8 protein-coding genes and 2 pseudogenes are annotated in these 11,715 nt (G+C 59.5%); 7 read left to right on the forward strand and 3 right to left on the reverse strand.

What is annotated here, in order from left to right; genetic code table 11:
• Nucleotides 1-343 precede the first annotated feature (343 nt).
• Nucleotides 344-1,797: pseudogene (locus tag AC066Y_RS42230) on the reverse strand (alpha,alpha-trehalose-phosphate synthase (UDP-forming)).
• Between the two features lie 525 nt (nucleotides 1,798-2,322).
• On the opposite strand from AC066Y_RS42230, the gene AC066Y_RS42235 reads away from it, so the two are divergent.
• Genes AC066Y_RS42235 through AC066Y_RS42260 form a run of 6 tightly spaced genes read left to right on the forward strand, consistent with a single transcriptional unit; the run spans nucleotide 2,323 to nucleotide 10,364 of the window.
• On the forward strand, nucleotides 2,323-5,475 hold the full coding sequence (locus tag AC066Y_RS42235; RefSeq protein ID WP_478279000.1) for a DUF2169 family type VI secretion system accessory protein: 3,153 nt from the start codon (nucleotides 2,323-2,325) through the stop codon (nucleotides 5,473-5,475).
• On the forward strand, nucleotides 5,465-6,538 hold the full coding sequence (locus AC066Y_RS42240) for a pentapeptide repeat-containing protein (RefSeq protein ID WP_478279001.1): 1,074 nt from the start codon (nucleotides 5,465-5,467) through the stop codon (nucleotides 6,536-6,538). The genes AC066Y_RS42235 and AC066Y_RS42240 overlap by 11 nt, the downstream gene beginning before the upstream one ends.
• Nucleotides 6,539-6,541: 3 nt before the next feature.
• Nucleotides 6,542-6,949, forward strand: a complete 408-nt coding sequence (locus AC066Y_RS42245; RefSeq protein ID WP_478279002.1) for a DUF4150 domain-containing protein — start codon at nucleotides 6,542-6,544, stop codon at nucleotides 6,947-6,949.
• A 33-nt stretch (nucleotides 6,950-6,982) separates the two neighbouring features.
• Nucleotides 6,983-7,909 (forward strand): hypothetical protein, encoded by a 927-nt coding sequence (locus AC066Y_RS42250; protein ID WP_478279003.1) that lies wholly within the window; start codon nucleotides 6,983-6,985, stop codon nucleotides 7,907-7,909.
• Between the two features lie 17 nt (nucleotides 7,910-7,926).
• Complete coding sequence (locus AC066Y_RS42255) at nucleotides 7,927-8,583, forward strand: DUF3540 domain-containing protein (protein ID WP_478279004.1); 657 nt, start codon at nucleotides 7,927-7,929, stop codon at nucleotides 8,581-8,583.
• 5 nt (nucleotides 8,584-8,588) lie between these two features.
• On the forward strand, nucleotides 8,589-10,364 hold the full coding sequence (locus AC066Y_RS42260) for a tetratricopeptide repeat protein (protein ID WP_478279005.1): 1,776 nt from the start codon (nucleotides 8,589-8,591) through the stop codon (nucleotides 10,362-10,364).
• A gap of 564 nt (nucleotides 10,365-10,928) precedes the next feature.
• Here the strand turns inward: AC066Y_RS42260 and AC066Y_RS42265 are convergent.
• Nucleotides 10,929-11,264 (reverse strand): annotated as a pseudogene (locus tag AC066Y_RS42265) (transposase); the annotation flags it as partial.
• 76 nt (nucleotides 11,265-11,340) lie between these two features.
• Between AC066Y_RS42265 and AC066Y_RS42270 the strand changes: the two are divergent.
• On the forward strand, nucleotides 11,341-11,592 hold the full coding sequence (locus AC066Y_RS42270; protein ID WP_156929115.1) for a transposase: 252 nt from the start codon (nucleotides 11,341-11,343) through the stop codon (nucleotides 11,590-11,592).
• Nucleotides 11,593-11,609: 17 nt separating this feature from the next.
• Here the strand turns inward: AC066Y_RS42270 and AC066Y_RS42275 are convergent.
• Nucleotides 11,610-11,715: transposase domain-containing protein (locus tag AC066Y_RS42275; RefSeq protein WP_478277977.1), on the reverse strand; the 106-nt coding region annotated here is incomplete at its 5' end.

Consider the following 11,715-nt stretch of genomic DNA (forward strand, 5'->3'; position numbering starts at 1 on the left):
GGCGGGCGTGGTGTTCGCGGCTGAAGGTGATGGGGTTGGCTTTGCAACCGAATCCTACGCCGCATCAGCGCTTTACACCACGCTCGCCAGCCTCTCAGGCGCCTCTGACGAATAAGACGGGCTAGTTGTAGGGCGTACTTTCCGCGCTCGAGCGATTCCAGGATACCGTTGGCGCAGTCTGTTACAAGGCTACCGGCTCGGCCACTTCGCGATGCAGAGACGATATTGCACCTGATTATCCCCCAGAGATCATGTGCGGTGACTCCGGCCTATCATTCCCCCTCATTTTTGGCGGGTGGACTTTTCTGTTTCAATCGCCTTCGTTGTACATTCACAGGACTAGCTAGCCCGTCTTATTCGTCTCGGAGCCACTGGAGGTACCCACATCCCGCGGAATGATACTGCTTGTACCTTTTTCGAGGCCGCTTTTCTCCAGCTCCGCAACGAAGTCTGAGAACCAGCGCTGAACAGTATAGTCTTTAAGCTTCTCCATCATCGCGCCCCAGCGATCTACGCGCTCGGCAAGCGGCATCGATATGCCGGTTAAAATCGCGTCGGCAACGCCCTTTGCGTCGTATGGATCGACGATCAGCGCTTTATCTAGCTCTTTGGCCGCGCCAGCAAATTTCGACAAGACCAACACGCCTGGGTTAGAGGGATCTTGTGAGGCAATATATTCTTTTGCTACTAGATTCATCCCGTCACGCAACGGCGTTACTATCGCCACCTTGGCTTTGCGGTAGAGAACAGCTAGCTCGGTCTGGCTGACGCCCTCATTGCGATAATCGATGGGGATCCAGTCGTCCCGGGCATGGCGATGCCGGTTGTTGACATCACGGACGAGCTCGGCGAGATCGTTTTGCAAATTGCGGTAGGCCTCGATGCCGCTGCGCGATTGCGTGGCGATCTGCAATAGCGAGAGTTTGCCTGCGAGCTTCGGCTCATCAGTCCAGAGGCGATCGAACGCGCGAATCCGCTCGACGAGACCCTTGGAGTAATCGATGCGGTCAACGCCGATCGCAAGGTGCTTGCTGTCGAGCGAGCGCTGCAGCGACTCGCGCAAGGGATGCGAGACCGACTCCGCGGAAAATTTCGCGAACTTGTCCACATCGATTCCGATCGGGAACACCCCGAATCGCGTTCGGCCATAGCCCGAGCCACAAGAGGGTCCGGGGTGACCTCCCCGAAATTGGCGCTTACATAGTCGCGAAAATTCTGGCAGTCATCCTCAGTCTGAAAGCCAATCACATTGTAGGCGAGCATCGCCTCGACTAGCTCCTGATGATGTGGCACCTCTTGCACGATGGTGGAGACCGGCCAAGGCGTATGCAGGAAGAAGCCGATCGGTTGGCCCACGCCCAGCTTGCGTAGCTCCGCGCCGAGCGGGAGAAAATGATAATCCTGCACCCAGAAGGCGGTCTGCTCGCGTTGGAACTGACGCAGCGCCCTGGCCATGTCAGCATTGACCTCGCGGTAGTTACGATAATCTTCGTCCGAGGCCGCGATGATCTGCGGCTGCGAGTGGAATGCGGGCCACAGCACCGAATTGGCGAAGCCCTCATAGTAGCCGCGATACTGCTCGGCAGACACCTTCAAAGTCCTAAGCGTGGCTCTGCCGAGCGCTTGTTTCTCGACAAACGGTTCTTTCTGCTCGCCAGCGTGAACTTGGCCCGAGGAACAACCGACCCAAGTCGCTCCCGAACTTTCCACTAAAGGGAGCACAGCCGCGGTAACGCCGCCAATCATGGGATCGTTGACGCCACTTGCGATCCGATTTGAGACGATGAGAAGGTTCACAGCTCGTACCCTCCTGTTTGTTCGGGCTGGTACTGGACTTCGCTTCGACCACTGAAAAATCAGGAGCGCAACCAAAGTCTGGCGCAAACGATCAATTCGACACTCAAGACATTTAGGCGTTGTCTCATTTGGCACAAACCAGACAAACCCCAGCGTTTAGGCGAAGCGTGGTTTGGCGACAATATAGCGACGCAAATGGAATAAGATTTGCAGAGCTCGGCACAAGTCTATCAGGCTCGACGCGAGGAGTTCGTAGAGCTTGATCAAGCTTCGTGTTATGTTAGAGGCCCAAGATGTCGGCAGCTGCGCGTCGGCTTTGACACGATCGGAGAGCTGCGTGCTGCTCCCGCTACCGCGACGAGTTTGCTTCCAATCTGGTGTCCAGCAGAGACACGCTTCTCCACGAGAGGAATGCGAGCGGCAGTGTGCGTCAATTGACCGCGTCGTGTGCGGCGCATCCTTCGCACCCCTGTCACGCTGAAGAGGGATGATTACTGACATCGAAAGGTTACTCGAGGCGACGTCATGCCCGTTCTAATAAAGCCACGATCGCTGGGGCTACTCACCAAATCCGAGCGCCGTCCTCTTAGTGCGAGCCTAATAATTTCTGTGTTCGCGATGTTCGACCTCGCCAACGCGGGTGCGGATCGTCTCAAAGGCGAGCAAGAGCTTTGGGTGATAGCCTCAAAGGAGCTTCCGCCCGGTAGGCTGCTCGATGTCGGCATGCCCAAACCACAAGCGGAAGTGCTCATCGGCGGACATGCGGCGGCCCCCGAGGGACGGTCTACCCAGCGCATGATGTTGGGGTGGTCACTCGGACGGATGCAGAAGCAACTTCTGGTGACGGGTGATCGTTATTGGCAGATGACGATCTCCGGCTGGCGGCCTTCACCGCCGCGAGCTTTCCAGCAGATGCCACTCGTCCCGCAACGCGCGTTCGGTGGGCCTGGCCATCCCGCGAACCCGACTGGCGCCGGCTACCGGGCGGTCCGCCGCAGCATGGCCGGCGAATTGGTGGCCCTGCCCAACGTCGAAATCCCCGATTACGCGATTCAATCTATCGAAACGGAAGCGCCACCTGCGGTCTTCGGACCAATCGCACTCGATGACAAGGAGCGCCTCCAATACGCGGGCACTTACGACACCGCATGGCTGAAATCGGTTGCCCCGGCGTTGGCGACTGATGCCGATCCGCGGCTGTTCCTGTTCGCCCCGCCGGACCAGCGCATGTCCGGCTTTCTTTCCGGTGGAGAGCCCTACGCGCTGCAGAATTTTTCCGCCCAGCATCCTTTGATCGAAGGCCACCTGCCGTCGTTTCGCGTACGCTGCCTCATTGGCTGGAGGGATGGAGCGCGTGCCCCCACTGAACTTCAGACGCGGATCGACACGCTTTGGCTGATTGCCGGCGCCCGGCGGGGAGTGATGATCTACAGGGCCGCAATCGCTGTTCAGGAATTGGACGGCAGCGACGTTGCCGACATTACGCTTGCCTACGAGCGGCAAAGCGAGCCCGCGCGGCCGTTAGATCATTATCTGAACGTCAGGCGGCTGCGGCTCGATCCAAAGACGGCTGCACGATACGCCTTGTCGGAAGATCAACTCACACCCGAGCTTTCGGCTGGCGAACGCGAGCGCCGCGCAGCGCGGCGATGCGAGTTGGCAGAGAAGCGCGCGGCGCGCCAGCTGGCCTCCACACGGTGGGCGCTTGACCAGGAACTCGCGCGCATGGACTTTCCGCCCTCCTGGCGTCCCAGTATCGAGACACCCTCTATCACCCCATCGAGCATTCCGGAAATGCTGCCGGAGGAACTCGAGAGCGGCGAAATCGACTTGGCCGAGATTCTCGATGCTGTGGAGGCGGTCCAAGCCAAGGCTGGGTCGGACATCGACAAGCTCACAGCTCAATGTGAGCCCATGCGTGCGGCTTATGAAAAGGTTGCCAGCGGCAGTGCGGAGCCGAGCGATATAGACGCCCTGCTTGCCGCGATCGGCAACGAGGACGCTGGCCAGTCCCTGGACGCGGGCTTTGAGCAAGCGCCGGAGTTGCCAGTCCTGCCGCCGGACATTGATCCGGGGATGATGCACGATCTCGAAGCCAAGCTCTCGCGGGTGAAGAACTGGCGTGGTGAAATCGCACGGGCGCCAATACAACTACTCCTGCATGAGCAAGGACAATTCGAGCGTGCGCATGATCGTTTCCTGTCCTTGCCGGCTGGACGACCGCTCGAGCCGATACGCAAGATCGTGTCAGATAACCCCTTTTCGCCGGCTGGCATTCCCTCCCCTGCGCTGCCGAAGGAAGCCCAGGGAATTGAACGCGATACGCCCCACCTGACGATTGACGAGATATTGGCGCAGATTGATAGCCCCGAAACGCCTCCTGAGCCGGCGAAACGCCTGAGGACGGCGCTGGCCGAGGCCGAAGCGGCGCTCAGTGAGGCCCTGCCCGAGTTAGCGACGGAGGGCCGCTCCCCCCTTGAGGCGTTAGCCGCGACAAATCGGCAGTCCGCCCATACGCCTGAAGCCGCGCTGGATGTGGCGGCCAAAGAAGCTGAGCACGCGTTGACCATGCTGCAAACCGAGATCGACAAAGCGGAGGGTCAGCTGGTGGCTGGCATGGCCGCGGCGAGGCTCGCGTCACCCAAGCCGCTCAAGCCTGACGCGATAATGGCTCCTGTCGTCGCACGCGCGCTGGGCGACGTTGTGGAAGAGGAGTTCCGCCGCGGAGGCACGATTGCCGGCCGCGATCTGGCAGGCGCCGACCTCTCAGGGCGGCAATTCGCCAAAGCGGATTTTTCCGGCGCCTTTCTCGAGCGTACGAAGCTCAACGGGGCCAACCTCGCCGGTGCAAAACTAATCAAGGCGACGCTTGCCGGCGCTACGCTGGTCAACGCCGATTTGAGTGCGACGGACCTCGCTGAAGCCAATCTTGGTCAAGCTGATTGTCGCGGGACACGTTTCACGGGCGGCCGACTTGTGAATACGAGTTTGCTTGGCGCTCGTATAGTGGGCGCGTGCTTCGACCAAGCGCATCTAACCGATCTGCAAATATTGCAGGTGCCGATGATCGGGGCAACCTTCCGTTCCGCGCAATTGCATCAATGCTGTTTCATTCAGGCCGCCATTGATAAGAGCGAGTGGCAGGGGGCCGTCCTCCGGCGCACGCAATTCATGTCCTCATCGCTGTCGGGAGCGAGCTTTAGCGGCGCGCGGCTCGAGCAGACCTGCTTCCTTAAGGTGAGAGCGGCCCACCTCGATCTGAGCATGGCCAAATTAGATCAAGTCAGCTTCATCGGCGATATCCATCTGCGCGATGCGCGCCTTGACTACAGCAACGCCGATGCGCTCTCCTTTCAGGAGGCCGACCTCAGCGGGGCCGATTTCAGCATGGCGCGGCTCAACGGCGTCTATTTCGGCAAGTCAGCTCTCGCCGGCGCAAGCTTCCGAATGACTTCGCTGAAAGGTGCTGTTTTGACCGGCAATGATCTGCGGAGCGCCGACTTCTATGCCGCGAATCTGCTAGAGGCACATCTCGATCAGGCGAACCTGAGCGGTGCCAGTCTGCGTCATGCAAATCTCTATGGTGCAGACCTGATGGATTCGGTGCTGGTCGCAGCCGATTTGAGCAACGCCAATATCAACCGGACGATCCTGGTGGTGCCGCATCATGTCAATTGACCTGCTGTCACAGCCGATCACCCACGGCTTCCCGGTACACGACGCGACGTTCGATGGCGACATGCTCTCTGGATTAGCCCTGAATGAGGGCGTCGTGCTGAAATCCTCCTTCCGCCGGAGCGACTTCACCGGCGCCTGCCTGAAGAGCATGACTTTCCAGGACTGCGACTTGAGCGGGGCCTGCTTCGCCGAAGCTTCATTCGACAAATGCATATTTGTCAACTGCGATGCCAGAGACACCGACTGGCGACGGACGACGCTCGTTCAGTCGACGTTCATGAAGTCGGATCTCGGTCGGACCGACTTCAGCGAAGCGCGTTTCACCCAAACGACAGCCATAGGCTGCGTCTTATCCCACGCCGTGCTGCGCGGTGCCACTCTGTCGCAAAGCGCCATAATGGGCTGTGACCTCGCCAACGTCGCGCTTGATGATGCCGCGCTTACGAATACTGCCATCACGCGCGCCGATTTGCGTCGTTCGCACTTCGCCCGAATGCGGTGCGACACCATCCTGTTTTCGGAATGCGATTTGTCAGACCGGGACCTCAGAAGCGTGACGCTTGCTAAAGCGAACTTGAGCGGTGCCAAGTTGAACGGCGTTAACTTGTCCGGCGTCGACTTTTCGGGGTCGGTTCTGGTGGGCGCCAGCCTCGTTGGTGCCGACCTATCCGGAGCTCGCGCCTCGAATACACTGTTTGCCGGGGCCGACCTGCGAGCGGCCAGCCTGCGGACCGCCAACTTGACGCAATGCATCTTCCTGGATGCGCGGCTGGATGGCTGTGATTTTGCGGGCACAAAATTGGACATGGCCGTATTTACACGCGCATCGGCCAAGTGCGCCCGCTTTCGCGATGCCGACATGCCCTACGCGCTTTTGCATCATGCCAAGGTCGATGGCAGCGACTTCTCGGGCAGTCGCTTTCTACGCACCGATTTTCATTGCGCATCGACTGAAGGTAGTTTGTTCGTGGGCAACCGCGGTAGCGCCCTGCAGACGGTCACCGAACGCGCCATCGCAGAACTCTATGATGCAAGCCGCGTCACATTTAATGGAACGGACTGAACTATGCCTTTCGTCAATACCAATGGTCCTATGCCCGCGGAGGATCTCGGTTTTCCCGACGTGTGCAATACGCCGGTCGGTCCAGCCATCGCGTCAGTTCCTTACCCAAACGTCAGCATGAACACGACGGCCAACCCCACGCAATCTCGTTGCATGATCATGTGTATGCCGGCGCACAATATGACCACGGAGCGCGCGATATCAGATGGCGACAATGCCGGTGTGGGCCTGGGGGTCATATCTGGCGTGATCATGGGTGCGAGCCGCGCTAAGAAAGGATCGGCCAACTTATTTATCGGCGGCCCACCGGCGACGAAAATGGGCATGCCGACCAAGCAGAACGGTGCCAGCGCGAACGCACTCGGTTTGTCCACCTCGCCGTCTCAAATCCGCTTGATGGCGATGCGTTAAGGCGCCGAGAAGCCAACGATCGGGGATTTCACTATGTCGAAGGCCTACACGCGACTACTCGTCCCGGAAACACCAACCTCTCCCCTGACGGATTCGAGCTATCTGCGTCTCGGCGCTTATTCGGAAGATGAGTCGAAGATTGTGACCGACCTCAAGACCTCTACAACTGGCGACAACGCCGGCGTGCTTGCCTTCACCAACAAGAACTTCCAGGCAAATGTCAAAGGCGCAGCCCTCATGAAGATCGGCCTCGGGCACACCACGGAGGTCAGTGACGGCGACGCCCAATATACGGTTCCGAAAGGGAGCTATGAGCTGTCTGCGGAAAATGGTGTATCGATCAGCGCCGGCGCCAACGGCGCGCCCGCAAATATCAGCCTGACCGCCTCTGGCTACGTTAAGCAGACAGCCCACGGCCCCTTGTCGGAGGTCACCTACGGCGACTCGGAAAAGCGGACGGTCGGTAAGGCTATGGAATTTTTCTCCGGCACCAAGTCCTCCTGCATAGTCGGCAAAAGCACCACGCTCTTCGTTGGTGCAGCGTTCTCAGCTAACCTCAGCTACCAGCTTTCGATCAGCAGTTCCGGCAGCTCCACGATCACATACGGTTTTGTAAATACCCTAACGATCGGCAAGAAGATGGATCTGATCAATGGCACCGAGGTCCACCAGGTCTCGGGCAATATGACCAGGGCGGTCTCTTCAGATAACCTGCTGTTCGCTAACAATGACGTCAAGATTCTTCGCAATGACGATTTCAAGGTAGTGCCGGGCTCCGACTTGAAGAAGGTCGGTCTCAACGGCACGCGTTGCAAGACCAGCGTGTCCGTGACGGAAGCAGAAATAAGTCGTGGCCAATTGAGCGTTGAGCAGCAGGAGCTTTTGGCTAAAATATCAGACCTTGAGAATCAGACCGGTAAGTATCAGGTCAAATCATGGGATAGCGTGCTGTACCTATAGCGGCCAGGAGTACAACAATGACAATGGCTTTTCGTGCTCTAAACGCTGACGTCTTATCGAGAACCGAGGGCCTGCTTGAGCTGGGACATCACACAGGGCGTGTTGTGGCAGTTGACGATGACGGTGCGGCAGTTGACGTCGAAGTCGCTGGCGCTCGTCACAAGGCGGCGGTGGCTACCGGCTGTTTGATACGACCGCTTCCAAGGGACCTCGTGCTGCTCTTCCGCGATGGGGAGCAGATTTTCGTGCTAACCGTGCTCGGGCGGGTAGGTGCTAGTTGGGGCGTCATCACCTTACCCGGACGCTGTAACATGTCGATCGAGGGCAAAACCGTCGCAATCGCCGCACGTCGACGAATTTCTTTGCGTGCCGAGAGTGTGGATCTGCAGTCCAGGTTATTCTCCGTGGTCGCGGAGAAGGCAACCTGGATTGGGAAGCTTTACACCTTGATCGCGGACCGTTTTCGCAGCTCGGCACAGATCCAGGAAGTGAGCGCCGATTCGCTTACCGTAAAGGCGGTTCAGCGCATCGCGGTAATTGACCGTATCGATTCCCTGCAGACCGAAATGCAGGCGATTAGGGTCACAGGCGTTTCTTCCGAGACGGCACACAGCAAAGTCATCTCGGTGACAGAGGATCTCCGCCTCGACGGTAAACGCGTGACGGTCGCATAGCGGACATGCTGGCCAGTGGCATTGCGGCGCCGACCCAGCACGACCGCCTTAGAGCGGCGCAGGAGTTCATTGCCGCTAGCCGCCTCGACGAGGCCGAGGCTCTGCTGAACGAGGTGAACATTGCTGCGAACGATCCCGAAACGCTCAACGCAAAGGCCACACTGGCGCTCGCGCGGCGGCAGACCGAATTGGCGTTCGGGCTGCTTGCGGAAGCCGCGACGGCCTATCCCGAGCACGCGGGCATCGCCAGTAACCTAGGCGTAACGCACGAATTGCTCGGCCGGTTAGACGAGGCCGTCATCTGCCTTGAACGCGCAGCATCACTCGCCCCGGGAAACGAAGGCATTAAGCTCGCTCTCGCTCATGCCATGTTTAGCCGCGGCGACCTTGCGGAGGCCCGTGCGATGACGCAGGCAGTTGCCCAACAAGAGCCCAGCAACGCGCGCGCGTTCGTCCAACTCGGCGTCATCAATTTCGCCTTACGTGATTGCTCATCGGCCGAAGACGCCCTGTGTCGTGCCTTGGAGCTTGCCCCAGACGATCCACCTGCGCTGCGAAATTTATCGCTGCTCCTGCTTGAACGCGGCCGCCTCGACGAGGCGCTTAACCTTGCCGAACGCGCGCATCTGCGCGCCCCGCTCGATACGAGTGGGCTCTTGCATCTGGCGTATTGCCGTACCGCAGCCGGACTCTGGCCGCAAGCACAGGCCATCTGCAAGAAATTGCTGGCCTATGCGCCGGCTCATCTTGGCGCGCGAGAGATCCTGGCCCGCGTCATGATTGCCAATGGTCAGGAGGATCAGGCAATTGCAGAGCTCACACAATTTGTACGCGCGCGCAAGTCCGATCCTTCGGCCGCGCTTGCGCTCGCAAGAGTGCTGCAGCTCGCTGGCCGGTTCGATCAAGCGCTCACGGTAGCTACCCACGTCGTCCACACTCGCCCCGATGACGAAACGGCCAAGTCTCTGACGACTTCGCTTGAACTGACGCTTGGTCGTTTCCCGACGTCCGAGCCGGACCCCTTGGCACTCGTGAGCCTGGTATTCGTACCGCCTATGACCAGCGCGCTCGAATTCGTAGCGCTCATTCGTCTCTTGCCTCGGCTGGCGAGGCAGCAAGCTGTCCGGGTGGCCGCGGACCCGCATTATCACGTACTCCTTACCAGCTTGGCTGATCCGGTGATTGCCGGAGAGCTGGGGTCAGAGTTCTCAGCTGTCCCGCTGCAATCGTTGCTGCGAATGCTGTCGACCGGACCTCGGAATATTGCCGAAGACATTCCCTATTTGCGGCCCGAGCCGAAGCTCGTTGCCAAATGGCGGGATGCCCTAACCGCTTTCCAAAGGCCCTTGGTTGGCATCGTGTGGGACGGGTGTGTTTCAGGTCTATCGATGGAGCAGATCGCCGCCGTGCTCCCTTCCTCTGTCACGCCGGTTAGCTTGATGACCAACCCCAAACGGCACGATATGAAGCGATGGAGCCGTTCGATCGATGCCGGCGTGCATATCGACAGCCCAGCGGAATTGATCGCCGCGATCGCCAATCTCGACGCGGTGGTTGGGCCTGATAGTTTTTCCGTCCATGTTGCCGGAGCTCTCGGGATTCCCGGCGTCGTCTTCCTGCCACCGGGCTATCCCTGGTACTGGGCTCAGGCCGACGGAAAATCGTTGTGGTATCCGACATTCGAAATGGTCGTGCAGGAGCGACTCGGGGATTGGTCCGCGGCAATGAAACAAGGTCGGCGCCAGCTCGAGGCGCTGCTGTGCGCGCCAGCGATGGATTGAGCGGCACGTCTGCCTGCAGATCTTCAAGCGATGGATCAAGCCGACGGGCGGTCGCCGGTTTCCAAATCCCGCTAGGCCAGACGCCATTGTCGGGCCCGACAGCTTCGCTGTCCATATCGCGGGAGCGCTCGGCGTCCCCGTGCGTGGTTTTCCTGCCGCGCGGTTGGCGCGGATTTTCCGCCTAGACGTACCACGCCTCGCTGCACCTGCTCGGTTCCGGTCCTTGAGCCATGTCCATGACTATCAACCTCTGGTGACGCTATTAGGTTCGAGACGAGGCGTACGGGCGCATTGGCCTTCCGGACAAGCTGATATAATGCATATAGAATATGACCGAGAGGGTGCTGGGATAGTTCCGAAACTTCCGAACAGAGCGTCGGCAAGTTTCGAGGCGCAGCGAAGAAGAGCAAGTCGTCCGTTAAGAAGGCGAATTGAGCGGGGCGGGAGGGCCGAACGTGCGCCATAGCTGGAGCAGGATGAGGCACAAGAGTTCTCTGAGCCAGGAGAGGATGCGGCGGAAGTTGTGGCCGACGGCTGAGAGGATGACGTTAGAGCAGATTCTGATCAGACACGGTCATAACCGGCTGCGGCGAAGAAGTTCAGGCACTCTTGGGCGGTGAAGGCGGTCAGGGCGGTGGCAATAGCGTTGTCCAAAGCCTCGATTGATCTGGCGGCGGCCTTTCGAAGTGCGGCTTTGAGCTTGGCGAAGGCCATTTCGATCGGATTGAGGTCGGGCGAATAAGGCGGCAAATAGAGGAACTGGGCGCCCACGGCATCGATTGCGATGCCGACCTCGGCGCGCTTGTGTGCTGCGAGATTGTCCATCACCACGATGTCGCCGGGCCTGAGTGTCGGCACGAGGACTTGCGTCACGTAAGCCTCGAACGCCAGACCATCCGTATCCCTCCATTGAGGGCCGCCTTGTTTGACGGACGCGAGCGCTGCAGGTCCTAGGGGTAATCCTAGGAGAAGCGCTATGACGATTTCGCGGGCAGAGGTGATCACATCGGTCGAGCGGCGGCGTCGGTGGTCACAGGATGAGAAGGAACGGCTAGTTGCAGCATCGTTCGAGCCCGGAGCCACTGTTTCCGAGGTGGCTCGCATGGCCGGCCTTCATGTGAGCCAGCTGTTCAGGTGGCGCAAAGAGCTTTGCAAGCACGGTGAAACGAGTGTAGCGCCGTTGGTGCCGGTCGAGATTGGGCCGTCTGTGCCGCCGCGGGATGTGTAAGCGGCAAGCTGAGGCCGTCAGGCGGCGTGGTTCCATGGCATAAGTACGTCGATTTGGCTGCTCGGCCAGCCATTGGCGATACGCTGAAGCGTGAGGGTGAGCCAGGCGAACGGATCGACGTTG

The sequence above is a fragment of the Bradyrhizobium sp. USDA3010 genome (genome assembly GCF_056429065.1).

What these genes read in the sequence shown, in the direction of transcription:
- AC066Y_RS42235 (WP_478279000.1), top strand. Translation starts at nt 2,323, where the DNA reads ATGCCCGTTCTAATAAAGCCACGATCGCTGGGGCTACTCACCAAATCC.
- AC066Y_RS42240 (WP_478279001.1), top strand. Translation starts at nt 5,465, where the DNA reads ATGTCAATTGACCTGCTGTCACAGCCGATCACCCACGGCTTCCCGGTA.
- AC066Y_RS42245 (WP_478279002.1), top strand. Translation starts at nt 6,542, where the DNA reads ATGCCTTTCGTCAATACCAATGGTCCTATGCCCGCGGAGGATCTCGGT.
- AC066Y_RS42250 (WP_478279003.1), top strand. Translation starts at nt 6,983, where the DNA reads ATGTCGAAGGCCTACACGCGACTACTCGTCCCGGAAACACCAACCTCT.
- AC066Y_RS42255 (WP_478279004.1), top strand. Translation starts at nt 7,927, where the DNA reads ATGACAATGGCTTTTCGTGCTCTAAACGCTGACGTCTTATCGAGAACC.
- AC066Y_RS42260 (WP_478279005.1), top strand. Translation starts at nt 8,589, where the DNA reads ATGCTGGCCAGTGGCATTGCGGCGCCGACCCAGCACGACCGCCTTAGA.
- AC066Y_RS42270 (WP_156929115.1), top strand. Translation starts at nt 11,341, where the DNA reads ATGACGATTTCGCGGGCAGAGGTGATCACATCGGTCGAGCGGCGGCGT.